The sequence below is a fragment of the Rhodococcus sp. 5A-K4 genome, from assembly GCF_046097995.1.
Lineage (GTDB): Bacteria > Actinomycetota > Actinomycetes > Mycobacteriales > Mycobacteriaceae > Rhodococcus_F > Rhodococcus_F erythropolis.
In genome coordinates this window covers 110,785-129,358 of the sequence record NZ_JBJURM010000006.1, presented here as the reverse complement: position 1 = coordinate 129,358, position 18,574 = coordinate 110,785, and the positions used below count along the sequence as shown (strand labels likewise).

The following is an 18,574-nucleotide window of genomic DNA, read 5'->3' as shown; positions in this document are numbered from 1 at the left end:
CTGGTTGCGTCGTCAAGGCGTAGCTGCAGCAATTCCAACCGCTTGCTTCATAGCCTGCGAGACATAACCGGTGCCGATCTTGACGCCACCCAGCCACTCGGTCAGACGAACTGCCTCGGCGTCGAGCGCCTGTTGCGCATCCGCGGACACGGATTCGAGTACTCGAACGTGGACCACTCCGGCGGCGTCTTGGATCCAGCAGCCCACGACACGACCGTCGACCCAAGCGGTGGTGCCGGCATTACCGCGGGTGTCGAAGAGTTGGTTGCGGTGCGGGCCGAGGTAGAAGTCACGGTTCTTCCACCCCATGATCGTCGGGTCGAGCACCGGTAGGAGTGCCACCCAAGGACCTGGATCAGACACCGTGGCGTCGTCGTCCGGTAGCAACCAGCCGGTGTCGCCACCGTCGAGTGAGACTGCAACGGCTTCGAGTTCGGCGAGGGCAGCCCGGACGACCGTCTTGGTCGAGCCCAGCCACCAGACGATGTCGTCTTCCGTCCCCGGTCCGAAGGAGTGGAGCCAGCGTCGGACTATTTCTCGGTATCCGTCTGCAGATTCGAGATCGATGGGGGCGTCGTCGAGCCAGTGTCGAGTGAGAGTCCACAGTGGGCGTGAGACGGGGAATCGGGCGGTGTTGGCGCCGCGCATGATGTCTGCGGTCGCCCCGAGGTGCGTGAGAACCCTGGGTGCCGACCAGATTTCACCTGCCGAACCCTCGACCTTGACGTCGATCATCGGTACTGCCTGACGGACCTCGAGTGCCGAAAGGCCTTCAGGGGCATCGGTGAGCAGTGTCAGAACCTCCGCCCGCGCGCGATCGAGCCAGTCGTTGCCGTCGACGGCGATTCCGGCCTTGACGACATCCTTGGCCATTCGTGCGCGCTCGGTGTTCGCGACGCGGGCGGACGCACTCGACCACGCGGCCGGCAGCAAGTCTCGGGGAAAGGTGAAGAGCGTGCGGCGCATAGCCAATTGCTTCACGAGACTGCGTTGGTCGTACAAGGCGTTGTCGACGTCAGTGGCGTCCAATGACCGAACCCTCGCCCAGCAAGACAGATAGACAGTCGCTGATTCGGTGGCGTGCAGTACCGTCATCGCCCGCGTTGCAGCTTCCGGAGAATCGACGCGGAACGAAGGCGCCAGCGCATGACGTACTCCTATGCGTGCACGGCGTTCGTCGTCGGAAACATGGCGCATCAGGCCATCGTGCCACAGGCCAAGTGCGTCGTATCGGCTAGTTGCGCGAGAGTTCGATTGCGCCAGTAGTCGTCGTGTTGGAGATGTGTGATGGCCCCGGGCGTGGTCGCGAAGTTCGCAAACCCTGTGGCTTCGACGGGGATCTGCAGCCAGGCGGAGACGACGAATGTGTGTGCAAATCCGTGTGTTACGACGATGTGATCGTGATCGAGTTCGGTCATCAGTTCGCGAATGCACTCGCCGACCCTTGATGCGATGTCGCGGCGGGTTTCGGCACCGGCAACGGGGCCACGGTGATCGAGGCGGTTGTTGTCAGGAGCCGGAACCTGCCGCTGGGTCAGCCACGAGTTCGGGCGCCCTTCGGCTTCTCCGAAGCTGATTTCGCGCAATCGAGAGTCTGTTGTCGCCGGAACATCGAGTGTCCGGGCGATGATCGCGGATGTCTCGGCGCACCGTTCGAGGTCGGAAGAGGTGATGCGGATCGGGCGCGAAGTTCCTGTGCGTCGACGTTTCAACTCTTCGGCGATCAACTCTGCATCGCGCCTGCCGGCGGGCGTGAGAACCGAATTGTGCCAACCTCCGACGATGTCCTGTGCTGTGTGTTCGGCATGAGGATGAGTGACGACGTAAAGATCCTGCACGAGACCCCTTTTGTTACTCGACCGTTTCGGGCAACAGTATTCCAGGATTGAGGATTCCACGCGGATCCCAGGACGATTTGATCAGCTTCATGGCGGCGATGTCGGTTTCCGTGCGCCCCAGCGCTATCCACGGTGACTTCGCGCGACCGATCCCGTGCTCGGCGCTGATACTTCCGTGATGGGCGGAGACGAGTTCGAAGACCGTATCGGTCAGTTCGTGGGCGATGCTCGGTTCGGCGTCAAGAAGATTCACATGGATATTCCCGTCGGCGAAGTGTCCGAACAACATTGGACGCACATGGACGAATCGTTCGGTGAGTACTTCGCGGAGGCTCTCGATGAACATGCCCATCACGGACAAGGGGACGGAGATGTCGAGTTTGACCACCGGAGTCGTCGATGAAGCGCTGATGCTTTCGGTATGGCTTTCTCGCAGAGTCCACAGTTTTCGAGCGGGGCCAGGCTCGACTGTCGCGTCCTCGATGAGATCGGCAGAGGCGGAGAGAACTTCGAGGAGTGACTCTTCCGTCTCGCGCGGCGATGACACCTCGATCAGGGTGTACATCGGTGACGGTGTTCCGAACGGGCGACGGGCATCGGTGTGTGCGCAGACGAGGGAGATGCCGTCGTCGGTCATGATTTCGGCGGCTTCGACGGTCAACCCGCTCTGGCGCACTCGATTACACAGCTGCAGCGCTTGATCGACGTCGCGCACACCCGCGAGCACGACCTGGGTGTCGGTCGCCGGGGTGACCAACTTCATCAGGACCTTGGTGACAATCGCGAGCGTTCCCTCACTGCCCGCAAGAAGCCCTGGGATGTCGTATCCGACATTGTCTTTGACGAGTGGAGTCCATCTACTCAGTACCGAACCATCGGCAAGTACTGCCTCGATCCCGAGTATCTGTGCCCGTGTATTTCCGTATCGGACCATTCGGGTACCGCCGGCGTTGGTTGCGACGATGCCGCCGAGGGTCGCGGATTCCTTTGATGCCAAATCGATTCCGAATCGGAGGCCGTGTGCGGAGGCCGCCAGGTCGGCGCGAGCGACGGTCACGCCCGCACCGGCCGCGATTGTCCGGCCGATGGGGTCGACGGTCTCGATCGAATCCAAGCGCCTGGTGCTCAGCACCACTGATCCAGCCGACGGTATTCCGCCACCGACCAGTCCGGTATTTCCACCTTGTGGGGTGATGGGAATCCCGGCCTCGAAGCAGGTCGTGACGACGGCGGACACTTCGGCGGTGTCGGCCGGACGGACCACAGCTATTGCGTCACCGATCCAACGTCCCGTCCAGTCGCGTGTGTAACCCTCGATCAGCTCTGGATCGGTGAGGACGTGCGCTTCGCCGACGATCTCTGCGAGGGCGCTGACGATCTCTGCGAGGGTGCCGAGGAACCTCGCGTCCGTTGCAGGTTCGCGTGCTTCGACGAGTGTTCGGGGGCTCATGTTCAACCTTGTGATCGTTCGGGGGACAGTTTTTCGGGAGGCGAGCGGTGGAACAACCTGCACTCGATCCTCCGACCTCAGGTGATGCGCTGTCCAAGACCAAGTAGTGACACCACCATCTGTTCTTCTTATAATCGCCGTATGAACCTGCAGCGCGCCCGCTATCTGATTGCTCTGTCGGATCACGGCAGCTTCACTCGCGCCGCCGCGAACGTTCACGTGGCGCAATCTGCACTCAGTCAGCAGATCAAGGTTCTCGAGCGCGAACTCGGAGTTCCTCTGGTGGATCGCCGAGGTCCGCAGTTCACTTTCACCGACGCGGGGCGGGTAGCGGTACGGGAGGCACGCTTCTTGCTCGGGTGCGCAGACCGGGCGGTCGAACGAATTCGATTGGCTGCACGCGGTGTGGACGGGGAACTGCGCATCGCGTACACCCGTTCGTGGGCGGGTGGCGCCGTCGGAGATCTGGTCAGCACTTATCGCAAGCTCTATCCAGGCGTCGAAGTTGTCGTGCACCGGGGCACTTCGGCGCAGACTGTCGACCTCGTCCGAACCGGAGCCGTCGACATCGCGGTTGTGCGACCGCCGCTCGATGACGACGATCGTGAACTTCCCCTGATCGTCCTCGACACCGAACCTATCCTGGTCGCCGTTCCCGTGGATCATCCGTTCGGGGATCGAACGACACTCGAACTCGGAGATTTGGTGGACATCCCCGTCGTATTCTGGCCCGAGGCGAATGCACCCGGGATGTATTCGCGTACGCTCGAACAACTTTGGCCCGACAGCACTCCCAATATCGTTCGATTCGAGGCTGACGACGAGCAGGTTTTGCACGCCGTCTCGGACGGGGTGGGAATTGCGCCGATCCCGCAGGGGCGGGCCCGGATGCTCCGAATCCCGGGTATTCATCTGTGTGAGATCGCCGGTATGCAGCCGACTCTCGAAGTTGCCGTGACCTACCGTCCGGACAACCCGAATCCCGCGCTTGCACCCTTCGTTGCGCTCGCCGAACGCGAAAGATCGTCAACCACTGTGTAGCACAAGTGATGCGCGGTGGGCCCTATCCGCCATCGAGGACCAGCATCATGGCCGTTGCGCGTGCCCGGTTCTCGATGGTGTCGACGTGGAATCCGACGTGCTGGGACAGCTTTGCCAATCGGTGCGCGACGCTGCTGTGATGAAGATGCATGGAATCGGCTGCGGCCCTCAATGTTCCGGATTGCAGGTATGCCCTCAAGGTTTCGAGTAGTTCTAATCCCTGTTTGGTATCGCCGATCTCTACGGCAAGAACCAGATCCGGTATTCGCGAGTGATCGATGTGTGATCCCGGTGCCAGGAGGTTGAGGGCACCGAGATCGTCAGCGTTCACGATCGGTGTTGTTGCTGACGCCTGTGCGCGAGCGAATCGTGCAGTGCTGAGTATTGTATTCACTTCGGAAGCGGAAGCAGCCAAAGATATTCCGGCGCGAATGGATGACGACAGTGCTGACTCGGACAGCTCGGGTGTCGGTGCGAACGAACCCGCCACGAGATTCAGATACTCGCCATCAGCTTCTATCCCAACGGCTTTGCCAGGTGTGCAATCTTGCGAAATAACAAGGTGTGCAGTGCCGTCGGCCGTGTCTGAGACTGCCTTGGTTGCCATGACACGGACTGGGGTTTGGGGTTCGATACCGAGACCGGCGCAGGAGGTGAGCACCGCGAGTTCATCCATCGGGAACAACAGATTTCGAGTGTGCTCGGCTTCGGTAGGCAAGCGCCGGGGTTGCAGGATTATCGCTGCGGTCAGGGCCATTCGGTCGACGAGCATTTCGTCGAGCGGCAAGTGCGCACCAGGACGCTCGATCCATACCTTCCCGAGAACCTCGTCGTCTACAGCGATGTCCCTGGCCATGCTCGGAGGGAACTGGGGTTCGGGTGACCATCGGCCGCGTGGGTCACATCGGCGCAAATTCTTCTTGCTTCTACCGTGTTCCACGATCTCGATACCTACAACGCAGTCCGCCAACTGCGCGCTCGCGCGAAGCAGAGATGCAGTGTCGGAGCCGTGCCGCACGAGCGTGTCGAAGTAATCGATGACACGTACCAGGCCTGCCGAGTCTGCATCGAGCTCGGCAAGCCGGTACATCAGTCCTTGCATCTCGCAACGCTACGAGACAGGCGACAGCGAACGCAACCCTCTCCGGAGCGCAGTGAGGGCTTCGGCGGCACCTCTTTCGCTGACCGCTGCGGTCGCCACTAGTGCCGACCCGTGAAAGGTTCCGGGGAAGGAGTGCAATTCGACGCTGACTCCCGCTTGCAGCAGTCGAAGGGCGTATTCGATTCCTTCGTCGCGGAGCGGGTCGAGTTCCATGGTGGACAGGTAGGTCGGCGGCAGACCGGTGAGGTCGGTCGCCCGGGACGGTGCAGCGTAAATGGAGACGTCAGGATCTTCGGGACCTGAATACGACTCGCCGAGGTAGTACTTCCACGACAGGATGGCGTTGGGGCGGTGCCACAACGGTGTGTCGACGAAGTTCGTCATCGAGACCGTCGCCAGACGGTCGTCGAGTTCAGGAATTTCGAGGAATTGGAATGCCACAGGCACAACGCCCTCGTCGCGGGCTTTGAGGACAGTGCCTGCGGCCAATCCGCCGCCTGCGCTCTGCCCGCCCACTGCGATGCGGCTGGGATCGACCCCCAGTTCCTCGGCATGGGCGTGGATGTAGAGGAGTGCTGCGTAGCAGTCGTTGACGGGGCCGGGAAAGGAGGTTTCGGGGGCGAGGCGGTACTCCACGTTTGCAACGGCGAATCCGAGTTCGCGTGCTACCTCGACACAAAATGGATCGCTGGACTCTGCGGTGCCGATTGCGAATCCGCCGCCGTGGATCCAGAGCAGAACGGGGACAGGGCCGGCGGTGTTGTCCGGGGTGATGAAACGAATCTTGACCTCCGGATCGCCGTTCAGGCCAGGAGCGGACAGTTCACGAAGCGAGACTCCGTCGAATGACAGGTCGGCCAACATGGCGCCGATCAGAGCGTCGTAGGTGGCCCGCGCGTTGGGGAGGTCAGCGAAGTCCACCTTCGGGAGCATGGTGAGCGCTGCGGCGAGTTCGGGGTCGAGAGTGGGGAATGTTGTCATGCACTCATCATCGAGCCTGAATGTGGCCTACGTCACCAGTGGTTTGTAGGAAATCGGAGAGCCTTCCTCCGACGCCCGTCGGATCTCCCTAGGATGACGCCGGTGGACAGAGTACATCTCGGGGTGGGTTCGAGCGATTCGGAAGTTGGGTCCAGGATTGGTGGACGCCCGCCGCAGGTTTTCGCTGGTCAGCCGATTTTGCAGACGCATGAGTATCTCTTGACGCTCGGGGCGCACACGGCTCCGTGGCTCGGTGCGCGAGAGCTTTCCGTCTTCATCCGTCGGGGATTCTCCATCGGCGACGACGACCTCGAATACCCGGACATCGGGGTCAGGGCAGTCCTGCACCCGCCGTCATCACGAAGTGCGGAATCTGCCGGCACTCACGAGGGCCTGGGGAGCGCGGCGTTGGTCAATCTTCCCGCAGACGACGAAGTGATGCCGTTGGTGTTGATCGCGCCGCAACCGGTACTCATACAAAATGAACCGTCCTACGCCGATGCCGTCGAGGCGGACGGGCATCGCTTCCTGTTCCAGATCAATGAAGAGGGATGGCCGGTGGTTGCCGAGCCGCAACCCGAGTTCGTCGAGGAATACCTGTTTGGCTACGGCTCGGTGTATTTCTACGGGAGCGCTGACGCGGCCGGGCACGCCGTTGAAGTCGTGCCAGGATTTCTCGATTTCTGAGCTGCCAGACGACCTTTCTGCCGATACCGTGGGCAACGTATTCGACCGGCGGATTTGTCCTTCGAAAATTAGTTTCGGAAGTTTGTCGATCGGCGTCTTTGTCGTTCGACGTGTAGGCAGAGGGACCGAATGAGCGGTCCACAAACGAAGGAGATTCTCATGAAGTACATGCTGATCATGCGTTCCACCGACGAAGCCATCGAAGCATCCAAGGACATGGACTTCGACGAGATCATCGCCGCGATGGGGCAATACAACGAATCCTTGATCAAGGCCGGTGTCTTGCTGGCAGGTGAGGGATTGGCGATGGAGGAGGGATTCATTGTCGATTTCGAGTCCGATCCGCCGCTGGTCTCCGACGGCCCGTACGGCGAAACGAAGGAGTTGTTCTCGGGATTCTGGATCATTCAGACGTCGACCAAAGACGAAGCCTTGGAATGGGCGAAGCGCTGCCCGCTCGGGCCGGGAAGCAAGCTCGAGGTGCGCCGCGTGAGCGAGATGTCGGACTTCGATCAGGACAACGAGTACATCCAGAAGGAAGCCGGCTGGCGCGAAGAGCTCGGTACCGATCGTCCGGTCGCAGGCTGAACCATGACCGACGAGGCGGTGCGAGAAGAAACGAGAAAGGCTGTCGACGCGGTCTGGCGAATCGAATCCGCGAAGATCGTCGCCACGTTGACTCGCACCGTCGGAGATCTTGATCTCGCCGAAGACCTGGCAGCGCAGGCTCTGCTCGAAGCTGTCGAGCAGTGGCCTGCCACCGGAGTTCCCCGAAATCCCGCTGCCTGGCTGACTTCCGTTGCGACGCGTCGAGCAATCGACGGGTGGCGACGACGTGAGAGGCTGGACGAGCGCTACGCCCACTTTGCGCGTGAACTCGAGAACGACGCTTCGCATTTCGACGACGTCAGCTGGGATCCGGATCGGATCGACGACGACGTCCTCCGGCTGATGTTCATCGCCTGTCACCCGGTGTTGAATCGAAAAGCTCAGGTGGCCTTGACTCTTCGGGTTGTGGGCGGGTTGACCACCGAAGAAATTGCGAAGGCGTTCCTGACGCCGACCGCGACAGTTCAGCAGCGGATCGTCCGTGCGAAGAAGGCGTTGACCGCTTCGAAAGCGGTTTTCGAAGTTCCAGGACGAGAAGAGTTTTCGAGCAGGTTGAGCGCCGTCCTCGGAGTCCTGTACCTGGTGTTCAACGAAGGTTATGCAGCCAGCTCGGGGGACGAGTGGATGCGGGCGGACCTCAGTGCTGAAGCTCTGCGGCTCGCGCGAATACTCGCCGAATTGGTCCCCGGGGAATCCGAGGTACACGGCCTTGTCGCGTTGATGGAGCTGACAGCCTCGAGATTCGGCGCTCGGACAACCTCGACAGGTGAGCCCATCCTGCTGGCGGACCAGGACCGGACTAGGTGGGACCGCCTACAGATCTCGCGCGGGCTTGCGGCGCTGGAACGAGCTGACGCCGTCGGGCGTGGACGTGGCCCGTACGGTTTGCAGGCAGCGATAGCCGAATGTCATGCGCGAGCAGCAACTTTCGATGACACCGATTGGAAGAAGATAGTCATCCTCTACGAGGCGTTGGCGCAACTGGCCCCATCGCCCGTGGTCGACCTCAATCATGCGGCGGCGGTATCCATGGCATACGGTCCTGGCCCTGCGCTCGAATTCGTCGACAAGCTTGTCGCTTCAGGTGAATTGACCGGCTACCACCTGCTTCCCAGTGTTCGGGGGGAGTTGCTCAGTCAGCTCGGCCGATCCGAGGAGGCTAGAACCGAACTCTTCGAAGCAGCGAGGCTGGCCGGGAACGAGCGTGAGCGTGCAGTATTGGTCGCGAAAGCAGATGCGCTGCTGTCGGATCAGTAGTCACACGATTGGTAGTCAGGGCTGAGTCGGATCATCATTCGGCACCATGGGCGGCATCCCGACCCCGTACGGATCGAGCATGCCCGATACACGTCGACCCCACCGTTCATGCGCGGACTGACGGGTCATTCCGGCAGCGCGGCCGATGGTTGCCCATGTTGCGCCGAATCTTCGCAGGCTCATGACGCTTGCCGTCGAATCGATGCCTGCGGCGAGCTGGATCCGGAAACTTGCCAACTGCCAAGCCATCTGACGCTGCGCCGGGATGTCGGTGTCCTGTTCTGCCTCCCATTCGGGGCTGCCAGGTAATGGATCCGTTCCGACAATCTTGTCCGCCTGCGCGCCGGCCTCGGCGATTCCGGCGTTGACCGTCGAAGTTGCGGCGGTCTCGATCTTTGCGGTCAGGGCGGTCTCGATCAGATCTTGCATGAGAAGTTCTCCATTCGTCAGGTATAGCCTGACAGTTTCAATTGAATGTTGTCAAGAATTTCCTGACTTATTCCATTTGATTAATGCGCGATCTATTTGTGTACTATCTAAATGGCCTTCGGTTCTGTTGGCCGACGTCGAAGGGGTTGCTGGTGAAGATCGTGGTTCTGTCATTCCTGATGGCGCTGACCTTGATGACGGTCGGGATCATCGCGGCGCGCAACTGCAGCACTCGACCTGCCGTGACCGGGGCAGTTACTGCGGCGTCGACGGTTCTTGCTGCCGCCTGGACACTTTTTGCCGTGGCCTTCGTACTGACCTGATCGCACGGTTCGACCCAAATATCCGAGCTGGAATGTGGGTATGACGGGTTGCATGCCCCGTTGGTGAGAAGTCGCACTGGAATGGCCGATGCGGAATTCCCTCCGGTTGAGTGCGTTTCATCCAAGGGAGCGTTCGCCGGGGTTCCGTATCTCGGGGTTCCTGGCTACGGCGGTTCCTGACTACGACGAAAGGTTGCGCGATGACAAAGCTGTTGTTTGCAGTCACTTCTGCAGATCACTGGACGCTGAACGACGGGACAGCCCACCCAACCGGATACTGGGCGGAAGAACTGGTCGAGGCGCATCGCGTTTTCGTCGAGGCCGGCTACGACATCGTGATCGCGACGCCTGGCGGTAAAGCCCCCGTTGTGGATGAGGGAAGCCTGGCGCCCGAGGTCAACGGCGGGCAAGAAGGCGCTGATCGTATGCGCAAGTACATCGCCGATCTGCAGCCGGTGCTGGATTCGCCGGAGATTCTGGAGAACGCCGATGCTGCCGACTACGATTTGGTCTTTGTGCCAGGTGGACATGGACCGATGGAAGATCTTGCGGTGTCGGCATCCTTCGGCGAGCTTCTGGTGAAGTTCTTGGACGCCGACAAGGTGGTCTCGGCGGTCTGTCACGCACCGGCGGCACTTCTGCCCGCCCAGAGATCCGATGGAAGCTGGCTGTTCGACGGCTATCAGCTGACGGCGTTCACCAATGAAGAGGAGACGCAGGCTGGTCTGGCGGACAAGGCTCCGTGGCTGCTCGAAACTCGGCTACGCGAGTTGGGCGGCAAATTCTCGAAGGCTGACGCCTGGTCGCCTTATGTCGTGGTGGACCGGAAGCTATACACCGGCCAGAATCCGGCTTCGTCGAAGCCGCTCGCCGAGCGGATCGTCGCCGACTTGGGCTGAACGATCACCGGCTAGGCCTGAGCACGGCTTTCGGCACCGCATCGAGGACTCCTTCGATGCGGTGCCGGGCCGTGTTCTGTTGTGCCTGAGGTTCGTCCTCAGGTTTTGAAGGTGGTGTTCGCCGGCCGCGGGTGCTGCTGCGGGTCGATCGAGGGTGGTGGGATGAACCACGGTTTGTTGTCGACGCCGATGCGGATCATCCACTTCCCGACGAACCCGGATTTCCGGTGCATCAGCCGGTGATGTGAACGGCACAGTAGGACAAGGTTGTTCATCACCGTCGGGCCGCCGTTGGCCCAGTGCCGGATGTGGTGCGCGTCGGTCCAGGCCGGTACACACGTGCAGCCGGGGAACGCGCAGCCTTTGTCTCGGGCGATCAACGCCACTCGCTGCTCCGCGGACACTAATCGCTTTCCGGGTTTCGCATCGAGCGGCGCCCCGTGGTCGTCGAGCAGCACGGTGGACAGGAAACAGTCGCAGCCGAGAAGCCTGGTCTGCGAGACCGAGAGTGGTCCGAGCCAGGGCATGTGCCCGACATCGAGATCCGATACAGTCGCTCCACCACCACCACCATCGGGCGAGGGCGCGGCGGCGCAGTCCCGATGCTCCGCGAGATCGCGGGCGTTGATGTGAACATTCACGTGCGGCCGCTGCCCACCATCCGTGCCGGTCTTGGCGCAGTCCAAATACCGGCGGATCAGTTCGGTGAACCCGTCCGCGGTCCGCTTCGCTGCCGACCGGGTATCCGGGGTTCCATCGGGTGCCGGGGTGGGCGTCGTCAGATTCGACAGGGCGGAGAGCAGCATTTCACCGGTGAGGGCGTCGAAATCTCCGCGCACCACCACCCGGCCGTTCAGTGTCGACGCGATCCGGAGCTCGTTGAGGTCGATGTCTTCGGCGGGCGGAATCTCGTCGGATTCGAACACTCGCTCCAAGGTCGCGATGACGTTGCGGACCTTCGTGGTCGTGGCCTCGACACCGGAAGCGGCAGCCAGCAACAAGTCGATACAGCGAGGGAGCGCTTCCTCCGGCATGCCCTTCGGTGGTGACTCGCAGAACGCCACGATCAACACCGCGTGCTCGAACGAGCAGTCCTCGCCATCGAACCGGGCAGCCACCGCGGGAAACGGCCGTAGTGCAGCACCCAGGGCGGCGATCTTCTTCCCGTCCCGGATTTGCAGCATCGTGTTGGCCGCCAACCACGCACCCACCCCGCGGCTGGCGATCACCTGATCATCGGGCCGCAACGACAACTCGTCCACCACCGCCACACGCACAGCTTCGAGCCGCAGAATCTCCGCACTCGCCTCGATAGCAGCGGTATGCAATTCAGAAGCAGACAACCGCCACAGACGTCCGCGCAACCCCACCGCAGAACCAGACACCACATCCGATAACAAGACACTCATTGAATCCCCCGATCCCCACCCCCAATAATACTCGAACATCAGTTCGAGTCAAGAGGTTATGTGAGGGCGCGAATGAGTGGAGTGGGGTCTGCGACTACGAACAAATGACCGCCCCCGCTGACCTCTTCGAAGCGAGAGTGGGGGATCATCGAGTGGGCCCAGCGGGCAACTTCGATGGGTACGTTCCTGTCATCGGTTCCGTGCAGGAAAACCGTTGGTACCGAGATGGATTGAAACAACCCTGGCATCTCGTGGCGGTACCGAGCCAAGTCGACAACCCCTGCGGATCCGCCCTGTGCGATCCCTTCGGATGAATCCAATTGGAGAGCAGGGCGATGCGACTCGTCGGTCATGACGGCCTGATCGGCGGCCGGCCAGATCGAGACGGAGTCGCTGCGCAACTTGGAGAACACTCCGGTTCCCGCAAGCATTGCGCCAGCCATGCGGGGAGCCCAATTGGCGGCAAAGTACAGCGCCGATACCAGTTTTATCCTGCGCCGCAAAGTATCTCGTGGGGCTCCGGGAATCATGGCGCATGCCAGCACCAATTTCGAGACTCGTTCGGGTACGGCCGCGGCGACTGCGAGCGCGTAACCGCCTCCTCCGGAGAAGCCCATCAGTGTGGCCGAGTCCAACTCGAGATGATCGATCAGAGTGACGTAGTCGTCGTCCCAGGAATGAAATCCCTTGTCCGTGTGTGGATCTGTGCGCCCGAAGCCGGGGCGATCGGGGACGATCAGCCGTAGACCCGCCGTCGCAGCCGCGTTGTCGAGTGAGAGCCCCTCGTATCGGCTGCCAGGTGATCCATGAACCACGACTACCGGCCGGCCAGTCGGATCGCCGTACTCGCAGAACGCGATACGGCGCCCCGAGGTGCCACGAATTTCGGTTGTCGCCACGCTACTTGTCATTTTGTGCTTCCTCGCTGCGCGATCGACGCCACGCCATCCAGAATGAACGTGACTCCGAATTCGAACCTTCGGGCGGGATCGTGATGAAGCGCGAACACCGATGCCTCGCGTCGATCGGCGGGTGCACTGTCGAAAGCTCCGCGTCCCAATTGAATTGCGGCGTGTCCGGTCACGAAATCATGCACGGCGCCGTACGCGTAAGTGGCCTGTTCGTCATCGAGGCCGGCCTGCGAAAGCGCTCGCACGACTCGGTGGGCGGTATCGTCGGCACCGGGTGCTTCCAGTGATGCCTGCCGATGGGCTTCCAGAACGAGAGGATGCCTCATCAGAAGGTCATGTAGACCGTAGGCGAACGTGCGGGCAACCCCGCGCCAGTCGGTCGGCCAGTCGATCGACGAGACGGCTTCTCCCACGAGGGTGGAAATCAGGTCTCGCCTCAACGCGTCGATGCCGCCGGTAGTGCGGTGGACGGACATCGGCGATATGCCCAGTCGCTCGGCGAGCACTCGAAATGAGACCGCGTCCAGGCCGTCCGTATCGGCGATCTCGGCCGCAGCATCGAGTATCTGTCTGTGACTCAATGCTTTTGGTCGACCGGCCCTTGCAGAGCCGGCGGATTCGGATACCATGCTGACAACAATAGCGATACGCGTATCGAAATTACAAGTGTCGATTGACCTACAAGGAGTGCTGCCCGATGACTGATCTCCATCAATTGTCCGCTGTCGAACTCGCCGGTGTGATCGCCGCGAAGCAGGTCTCGATCCCCGAGGTGGCCCGGTACTTCGTCGATCGTGCGACCACTTCCGATGACGTGGGTGCATTCACGACGATCGCCGGGGAACATGCGATCGAACTCGCCGAGCAGGCCCAGCGAAGGTTGGACGAGCGGGACGCCGGACCGCTTCCGCGCCTGTTCGGCGTCCCGACGGCCATCAAGGACCTCGACGCGACTCGCGGCATCCGTACGACCTTCGGATCGGCGCTCTTTCGGGACTTCGTGCCGGACGCCGATGACGAGATCGTCGAGGCGATCCGAGAAGGTGGGCTGATCGACATCGGCAAGACGACGGTGCCCGAGTTCGGGGCGGCGTGTTACACCGAGCCGGAAGTTGCTCCGCCCGCCCGCAGTCCGTTCGATCGCACACGAAGTGCTGCCGGTAGCAGTGGTGGCGCCGCGGCCGCGGTCGGCGCTGGTCTGGTGCCGTTTGCTCAGGGAAGTGACACCGCCGGGTCGTTGCGTTCACCGGCAAGTACGTGCGGAGTCGTGGGCCTCAAGCCGAGTCGCGGTCTGATCACGATGGGGGTGGCAGGTCACGACAACTTCGGTTTTGCGAGCAAGGGGCCGATCGCCCGAACGGTTCGCGATACCGCTGCACTGCTGGATGTTCTGGCGACGCGGCCTGGCGCCGGGACGATTCACCCGCCCCGGCCGAAGTCGTTCGAAGAGTTTGTCGTCCAGGCAGAAGGGTCGCACTCTCGCCCCCTGACGGTCGCCCTCGCTCATGGCTCGGTATCCGGCGGCACGGTGGACCCACGAGTCTCCGAGGCGGTATCGAGGGTGGGCGTCGTTCTCGAGAGCCTGGGACACAACGTGTTCGAACGTCCTCAGGTCCGAGACGACGCCTTCGTCGATGCCTTCACCACGATGTTCTCGTCCTTGGCCGGCACCAAGCCCATTCCAGAAGAGTACGAACACCTTCTCCGTCCGATAGTGCAGCACTTACGTGTTCGAGCAAACGAAGTGCCGTCGGGCGATCTGGCCGCGGCAATCGGAGTTGTTCAGGCATGGGCGCGGCGGTGGAGCCTGGATTACGCCGACGCCGATCTTGTTGTCACTCCGACGGTGACAACACCGCCGTTGGCAGTCGGTGAGCTACGTAATGACGAAGACCCCGCGACCGAATTGATCGACATGGTCGCTTTCACGGGAAACACCATCGTCGCCAACGCAACTGGATTCCCGTCGATCAGCTTGCCGCTCGGTTGGACGGAAGACGGTGTTCCACTCGGCGTGATGATCTCGGCGAAATGGGGTTGCGACGCAGAATTGCTCTCTGCCGCTGCAATGCTGGAGAACGCGATGCCGTGGAAGGATCGATACCGATTCGACCGCGCAACCGTGCTCTAACCCGGGAGCGACGTCCGCCCGCCGGCCGATGCAAACCCCAACCACGTGTGGCGGTTACCCCACCAACACCACCCGACTTTCGGGGCGTTGCGGTTGTCTTTGCCGTCCCGGCCGGTTCCGTTGCTGATCCACACAGCCGGGGTTCTGGTGTCGAAAGTTCCGTCAGGCTTACGCAATCGGGAGCCGATCGTCATGAAGCACTTTCCGCGTTCGAGGACGTCGGGGCGCTGCAACAGCCAGTGAATGCCTTCGGTGAGGGTCAGCGGCGTACGGTCGGCATCAACGATCGCGGGAAGTGCTTCGTCCGGGCTCCAATTGGCCAGGTGATCCCCGCGGTCGACTTCACCGAGCAGATACATCGCGGTATCAGGCAACGCGGCCGGCTCGGTAGGAGCGAACAGATCGACGTCGGCCATGTCGACGACAATGAAGCCCCGCTTGTTCTTGTGCTCGAGCAGGGGAGTCAAAATGGAAGCTGGAGCGAGTTTTTCGTGCACGGTAAGCAGTCCCACCTCACCTTGTCCGGCTGCGGCGGCTGCCCTGACGTCGCCGGCAGAAAGCCCGGCCATCTCGTGTACCCCGAGTTCGATCAATCGTTCGGCCTGCTGATCGATGGGCGGGAGGTCGAAGTGCATACCTGCGATCCTACCGATCGTGAGCAGGCCGATCGGTGGGATCGGCGGTGAGGGAAGTCGGCCACGAGACGCCCAACGCGCGCATGATGAACGGGACGGTGGTCGCCACGACAGTGTCCACTCGGTCGCCGGCCATGAGCATCGGGCGACGGCTTTCCACGCAGGCGAGGATGAGTTGCGCGGACGCGGCAGCATCGGAATCGACAAAGACGCCGGCGTCGACACCTTCCTGGACGAGCTGTTCTACCAGAACCGACAGCGGGACAATATGTTCGAGGAAACTTTCGCGATCTTGCGCAGACAGCAATTCGACCAACGCGATTCCCGTGAATCGCTGCAGTGAGAACTCGACGAGCGTCAGTTTGACGAGGATTTCGATTCGGTCGACAGGATTCTCGCGATCCGCGAGTTCACGCTCGGCCAGGAGCAGGAATCTGTCCATCTCCCGGGTGGACCAGGCAAGCAGTAACGCAGATTTGTCGGGGAAGTAGTTGTACACCGCGGTCCGTGAGACACCGGCTGCCTGGGCCACAGTCTGCAGCTTCACGTTTTGCCAGCCCTGCTCGTGAAGTTCGCGAATGAACGCGTCCAACATGGCTTCTCGGGTCGCGATCTTGTGTTCTGCGGTTGTCGCGCCACCGGTCAGCTTCGGCATGGTCGATCCTCCTGTGTCTGATTCATGGTCACGGGGAGGTCGAACAGATCCGCAACAAGGCGTGGATCACCCTGCCACATCGAGACGGGTACAAGCATCATCTGCTGCGCGATCGAGCGTACGGATCGGCAGACTTCCTGCGCCTCGGCGGCGGTGAGCGTCGTGCGTTTGCGCAATCGCTCCATCTCCGCGGCAGTCAGATCGGTGATCCATTCTTCGGCTGCAAGTGAGAGAGGTGAATCCGGTGTCACGGCCGATCCAACTCGGCACTGGAGAACCTCGAAGTCATCACGGACAGCATGATGACGGCGACGACCGAAACGGCGTGTGCACCCGCCAGCCAGAGCGACTCGGGTGCATGTTTGTGGAGGGTCGGCGCCATCAGCATGGCCATGAGGAGGGCGAGACCCGACAACATCGCGGGGCCGTCGGGTCGGCCGACAAGCAGGCTGACCAGGAGAACGAGCGCGACAACGCTGCAGGCCACGTCTACAGGCGGGTACGTGGTCGGGACGATTCCGTGGACGGTGTCGGTTAGGTTCAGCCCGATCGACACCAATTGTGCGAGGCCCGTCGCGCCGGCCAGCCAGGCCGTCCACCGCAGTCCGTGAAGACCGGCTTTCCGCACCACGGTCAGAGGCTCCTCCGAAGATCCCCATGCTGCGGACGTCGGTGTTGTCACGGGCCTTCTCCTTTTTATGACGAGGTGTCGTCATAAAGTATCAGCGCTGGAAAAGTGGGTTTCCGAGGGTAGGTAATTGGCTAGTCCTGAGGAGACAGACACGGCAATATCAACAGTTGAATATCCGACGAGGCGAACTGCGGGAGGTGGCTCGATGACGACCCCTGTCCGCACGGATCGGCCCTCGTCGAAACAGAGTTGGTTGGCGCGCGCGGCATTTGCTGCGCTGGTTCTTGCCGTCGTGGTGCTCCTGATTTTCGCCGGACTGAAAACCTTGACCATGCTGATCCTGGGGATCGGTGGGGTGGTCGTGTGCGTCGTAGCGGTGTACTGGTTTCTGACCACCCGCGGATTCCTCCGCTGGATCTCGTTGGCTGTGGCGGTTCTGACGCCGATCGTGGTGCTCGCCTTCCTGATCCGAGAACGCCTCTTGTGGGTGGTGCTGCTCTCGATCGGATTGTTCGTCATAGCCGGTATCTGCGCCCGCGCCGCTTTGGAGGGGGAGGAGAAGGAACTGCCGGTGGTCGAGCGACCGGCGCCGCCGCCCGCCAAACCGTTCTTCGTGATGAATCCGAACTCCGGCGGTGGCAAGGTCGAGAAGTTCGACTTGAAACGCAAGGCCGAGGAACGAGGGGCCACGGTCGTACTGCTCGAGGGGCCGGAGAAGATCGACGTGACGGCCTTGGCCAGGCAGGCGGTCGCGGACGGCGCCGACCTACTCGGTGTTGCCGGTGGCGACGGAACTCAGGCGTTGGTTGCCGCTGTCGCGGCCGAACACGATCTGCCCTTCCTGGTCGTCAGCGCCGGGACGCGCAATCACTTCGCCGCGGATCTGGGTCTCGACCTCGACGATCCGTCACGGTGCCTCGACGCTCTTGTCGACGGCGTCGAGGTGACGGTGGATCTGGGTAATGTCGGCGGTCGAACCTTCGTCAACAACGCATCGTTCGGGGCATACGCCGAAGTTGTCCAGAGTCCGGAGTACCGCGACGCCAAAACCAGCACCTTCCTGCAGAAACTCCCGGATCTGCTCGCCGGACGCGCCGGAGCGGTGCTGACCGCGCGCTCCCCGAGCGTGTCCGCGGTGGGTCCACAGGCGGTTCTGGTCAGCAACGGACCGTACGAGATGAACGACTTGGCGGGGCTCGGTCATCGCCCGCGATTGGACCGGGGCACTCTCGGGATCGTGGCGATCTCCGTCGGCAGCGCCCGTCAGGCCGTCGGGTTACTCCATCGGGCGCATCAACGAGGCCTGGCTCAGGGCACCGGATTCGAGGTGATCATCGACGCCGACACCGACGAGATTCCGGTCGGCGTCGACGGTGAGGCTCTGGTGATGCCGACTCCCGTCAGGTGCACGGTCAGCCCGCAGGCACTGAGAGTCAGAGTCCCCCGAGACCGTCCGGGCGTCCGTAGGCCCAGGCATGCCTGGGATCTGGTCCGATTGCGAGAGTTGGCTAAGTTCACGAAATCCGGCGCATGACCTGGCGATAGCCTTGCATGACTGCCAGCAGAGTGAATCCGGCAAACATGTC

At 61.8% G+C, this 18,574-nt stretch carries 21 protein-coding genes; 8 read left to right on the top strand and 13 right to left on the bottom strand.

Annotated elements, in window-relative coordinates:
* Positions 1-12 precede the first annotated feature (12 nt).
* The 3 genes from ACKAMS_RS10350 to ACKAMS_RS10340 are packed head-to-tail and all read right to left on the bottom strand — an operon-like array spanning position 13 to position 3,288.
* Complete coding sequence (locus tag ACKAMS_RS10350) at positions 13-1,197, bottom strand: winged helix DNA-binding domain-containing protein (RefSeq protein ID WP_408988979.1); 1,185 nt, start codon at positions 1,195-1,197, stop codon at positions 13-15.
* Positions 1,197-1,838: a histidine phosphatase family protein gene (locus tag ACKAMS_RS10345; protein ID WP_141488169.1), complete on the bottom strand. Its 642-nt coding sequence runs from the start codon at positions 1,836-1,838 to the stop codon at positions 1,197-1,199. The genes ACKAMS_RS10350 and ACKAMS_RS10345 overlap by 1 nt, the downstream gene beginning before the upstream one ends.
* A 13-nt stretch (positions 1,839-1,851) precedes the next feature.
* Positions 1,852-3,288: an FAD-binding oxidoreductase gene (locus ACKAMS_RS10340; protein WP_408988978.1), complete on the bottom strand. Its 1,437-nt coding sequence runs from the start codon at positions 3,286-3,288 to the stop codon at positions 1,852-1,854.
* A gap of 141 nt (positions 3,289-3,429) precedes the next feature.
* Between ACKAMS_RS10340 and ACKAMS_RS10335 the strand changes: the two genes are divergently transcribed.
* Positions 3,430-4,329, top strand: a complete 900-nt coding sequence (locus ACKAMS_RS10335; RefSeq protein ID WP_046379565.1) for a LysR family transcriptional regulator — start codon at positions 3,430-3,432, stop codon at positions 4,327-4,329.
* 22 nt (positions 4,330-4,351) lie between these two features.
* Here the strand turns inward: ACKAMS_RS10335 and ACKAMS_RS10330 are convergent, their stop codons facing one another.
* Together ACKAMS_RS10330 and ACKAMS_RS10325 are read right to left on the bottom strand one after the other, a co-directional pair.
* Positions 4,352-5,431 (bottom strand): helix-turn-helix domain-containing protein, encoded by a 1,080-nt coding sequence (locus ACKAMS_RS10330; RefSeq protein WP_317559111.1) that lies wholly within the window; start codon positions 5,429-5,431, stop codon positions 4,352-4,354.
* 9 nt (positions 5,432-5,440) lie between these two features.
* On the bottom strand, positions 5,441-6,412 hold the full coding sequence (locus ACKAMS_RS10325) for an alpha/beta hydrolase (protein ID WP_283307856.1): 972 nt from the start codon (positions 6,410-6,412) through the stop codon (positions 5,441-5,443).
* Between the two features lie 93 nt (positions 6,413-6,505).
* Between ACKAMS_RS10325 and ACKAMS_RS10320 the strand changes: the two genes are divergently transcribed.
* The 3 genes from ACKAMS_RS10320 to ACKAMS_RS10310 all read left to right on the top strand — a co-directional run bounded on the left by ACKAMS_RS10320 (position 6,506) and on the right by ACKAMS_RS10310 (position 8,965).
* On the top strand, positions 6,506-7,099 hold the full coding sequence (locus ACKAMS_RS10320) for a hypothetical protein (RefSeq protein ID WP_355332742.1): 594 nt from the start codon (positions 6,506-6,508) through the stop codon (positions 7,097-7,099).
* 159 nt (positions 7,100-7,258) lie between these two features.
* Positions 7,259-7,687, top strand: a complete 429-nt coding sequence (locus ACKAMS_RS10315) for a YciI family protein (RefSeq protein WP_007735729.1) — start codon at positions 7,259-7,261, stop codon at positions 7,685-7,687.
* A gap of 3 nt (positions 7,688-7,690) precedes the next feature.
* Positions 7,691-8,965 carry an RNA polymerase sigma factor gene (locus tag ACKAMS_RS10310; protein ID WP_211918435.1) on the top strand — a complete coding sequence of 425 codons (1,275 nt, stop codon included), beginning with the start codon at positions 7,691-7,693 and terminating at the stop codon, positions 8,963-8,965.
* A gap of 15 nt (positions 8,966-8,980) precedes the next feature.
* Here the strand turns inward: ACKAMS_RS10310 and ACKAMS_RS10305 are convergent, their stop codons facing one another.
* Positions 8,981-9,394 (bottom strand): hypothetical protein, encoded by a 414-nt coding sequence (locus ACKAMS_RS10305; RefSeq protein ID WP_408988977.1) that lies wholly within the window; start codon positions 9,392-9,394, stop codon positions 8,981-8,983.
* Positions 9,395-9,546: 152 nt separating this feature from the next.
* On the opposite strand from ACKAMS_RS10305, the gene ACKAMS_RS10300 reads away from it, so the two are divergent.
* On the top strand, positions 9,547-9,717 hold the full coding sequence (locus ACKAMS_RS10300; protein ID WP_021333309.1) for a hypothetical protein: 171 nt from the start codon (positions 9,547-9,549) through the stop codon (positions 9,715-9,717).
* Positions 9,718-9,917: 200 nt separating this feature from the next.
* The gene (locus tag ACKAMS_RS10295) at positions 9,918-10,616 is read left to right on the top strand and encodes a type 1 glutamine amidotransferase domain-containing protein (protein WP_283567293.1); all 699 of its coding nucleotides are present in this window, start codon (positions 9,918-9,920) and stop codon (positions 10,614-10,616) included.
* 98 nt (positions 10,617-10,714) lie between these two features.
* On the opposite strand, the gene ACKAMS_RS10290 is transcribed toward ACKAMS_RS10295, so the two are convergent.
* From ACKAMS_RS10290 to ACKAMS_RS10280, 3 genes are read right to left on the bottom strand one after another with little or no spacing between them, the layout of a single operon-like run.
* Entirely contained in the window at positions 10,715-12,025 is a 1,311-nt protein-coding gene (locus ACKAMS_RS10290; protein ID WP_408988976.1) for a DUF222 domain-containing protein, read from the bottom strand.
* Between the two features lie 56 nt (positions 12,026-12,081).
* Positions 12,082-12,936, bottom strand: a complete 855-nt coding sequence (locus tag ACKAMS_RS10285) for an alpha/beta fold hydrolase (protein WP_408988975.1) — start codon at positions 12,934-12,936, stop codon at positions 12,082-12,084.
* Positions 12,933-13,565 (bottom strand): TetR/AcrR family transcriptional regulator, encoded by a 633-nt coding sequence (locus tag ACKAMS_RS10280; protein ID WP_408988974.1) that lies wholly within the window; start codon positions 13,563-13,565, stop codon positions 12,933-12,935. Before ACKAMS_RS10280 ends, ACKAMS_RS10285 begins: the two co-directional genes overlap by 4 nt.
* 68 nt (positions 13,566-13,633) lie before the next feature.
* Between ACKAMS_RS10280 and ACKAMS_RS10275 the strand changes: the two genes are divergently transcribed.
* Positions 13,634-15,067 (top strand): amidase, encoded by a 1,434-nt coding sequence (locus tag ACKAMS_RS10275; RefSeq protein ID WP_070795461.1) that lies wholly within the window; start codon positions 13,634-13,636, stop codon positions 15,065-15,067.
* Here the strand turns inward: ACKAMS_RS10275 and ACKAMS_RS10270 are convergent.
* The 4 genes from ACKAMS_RS10270 to ACKAMS_RS10255 are packed head-to-tail and all read right to left on the bottom strand — an operon-like array spanning position 15,064 to position 17,039.
* Positions 15,064-15,702 (bottom strand): DUF5701 family protein, encoded by a 639-nt coding sequence (locus tag ACKAMS_RS10270; RefSeq protein WP_141488175.1) that lies wholly within the window; start codon positions 15,700-15,702, stop codon positions 15,064-15,066. The two genes, ACKAMS_RS10275 and ACKAMS_RS10270, sit on opposite strands and share 4 nt — an antisense overlap.
* Positions 15,703-15,712: 10 nt before the next feature.
* The gene (locus ACKAMS_RS10265; RefSeq protein ID WP_020909606.1) at positions 15,713-16,357 is read right to left on the bottom strand and encodes a TetR/AcrR family transcriptional regulator; all 645 of its coding nucleotides are present in this window, start codon (positions 16,355-16,357) and stop codon (positions 15,713-15,715) included.
* Positions 16,345-16,608, bottom strand: a complete 264-nt coding sequence (locus tag ACKAMS_RS10260; RefSeq protein ID WP_019745914.1) for a hypothetical protein — start codon at positions 16,606-16,608, stop codon at positions 16,345-16,347. Before ACKAMS_RS10260 ends, ACKAMS_RS10265 begins: the two co-directional genes overlap by 13 nt.
* Positions 16,605-17,039, bottom strand: coding sequence for a hypothetical protein (locus ACKAMS_RS10255; protein ID WP_031331451.1), 435 nt, complete (start codon positions 17,037-17,039; stop codon positions 16,605-16,607). Before ACKAMS_RS10255 ends, ACKAMS_RS10260 begins: the two co-directional genes overlap by 4 nt.
* Positions 17,040-17,193: 154 nt before the next feature.
* Here ACKAMS_RS10255 and ACKAMS_RS10250 point away from each other — a divergent pair, with 154 nt between their 5' ends.
* Positions 17,194-18,522: a diacylglycerol kinase family protein gene (locus ACKAMS_RS10250; RefSeq protein WP_020909604.1), complete on the top strand. Its 1,329-nt coding sequence runs from the start codon at positions 17,194-17,196 to the stop codon at positions 18,520-18,522.
* The last annotated feature ends 52 nt before the right edge of the window (positions 18,523-18,574 follow it).

Coding starts and splice junctions, on each gene's coding strand:
- ACKAMS_RS10325 (WP_283307856.1), bottom strand. CDS start 6,412: ATGACAACATTCCCCACTCTCGACCCCGAACTCGCCGCAGCGCTCACC.
- ACKAMS_RS10295 (WP_283567293.1), top strand. CDS start 9,918: ATGACAAAGCTGTTGTTTGCAGTCACTTCTGCAGATCACTGGACGCTG.
- ACKAMS_RS10335 (WP_046379565.1), top strand. CDS start 3,430: ATGAACCTGCAGCGCGCCCGCTATCTGATTGCTCTGTCGGATCACGGC.
- ACKAMS_RS10270 (WP_141488175.1), bottom strand. CDS start 15,702: ATGCACTTCGACCTCCCGCCCATCGATCAGCAGGCCGAACGATTGATC.
- ACKAMS_RS10280 (WP_408988974.1), bottom strand. CDS start 13,565: ATGGTATCCGAATCCGCCGGCTCTGCAAGGGCCGGTCGACCAAAAGCA.
- ACKAMS_RS10285 (WP_408988975.1), bottom strand. CDS start 12,936: ATGACAAGTAGCGTGGCGACAACCGAAATTCGTGGCACCTCGGGGCGC.
- ACKAMS_RS10320 (WP_355332742.1), top strand. CDS start 6,506: ATGACGCCGGTGGACAGAGTACATCTCGGGGTGGGTTCGAGCGATTCG.
- ACKAMS_RS10350 (WP_408988979.1), bottom strand. CDS start 1,197: ATGCGCCATGTTTCCGACGACGAACGCCGTGCACGCATAGGAGTACGT.
- ACKAMS_RS10305 (WP_408988977.1), bottom strand. CDS start 9,394: ATGCAAGATCTGATCGAGACCGCCCTGACCGCAAAGATCGAGACCGCC.
- ACKAMS_RS10315 (WP_007735729.1), top strand. CDS start 7,259: ATGAAGTACATGCTGATCATGCGTTCCACCGACGAAGCCATCGAAGCA.
- ACKAMS_RS10250 (WP_020909604.1), top strand. CDS start 17,194: ATGACGACCCCTGTCCGCACGGATCGGCCCTCGTCGAAACAGAGTTGG.
- ACKAMS_RS10330 (WP_317559111.1), bottom strand. CDS start 5,431: ATGCAAGGACTGATGTACCGGCTTGCCGAGCTCGATGCAGACTCGGCA.
- ACKAMS_RS10265 (WP_020909606.1), bottom strand. CDS start 16,357: ATGCCGAAGCTGACCGGTGGCGCGACAACCGCAGAACACAAGATCGCG.
- ACKAMS_RS10275 (WP_070795461.1), top strand. CDS start 13,634: ATGACTGATCTCCATCAATTGTCCGCTGTCGAACTCGCCGGTGTGATC.
- ACKAMS_RS10310 (WP_211918435.1), top strand. CDS start 7,691: ATGACCGACGAGGCGGTGCGAGAAGAAACGAGAAAGGCTGTCGACGCG.
- ACKAMS_RS10290 (WP_408988976.1), bottom strand. CDS start 12,025: ATGAGTGTCTTGTTATCGGATGTGGTGTCTGGTTCTGCGGTGGGGTTG.
- ACKAMS_RS10340 (WP_408988978.1), bottom strand. CDS start 3,288: ATGAGCCCCCGAACACTCGTCGAAGCACGCGAACCTGCAACGGACGCG.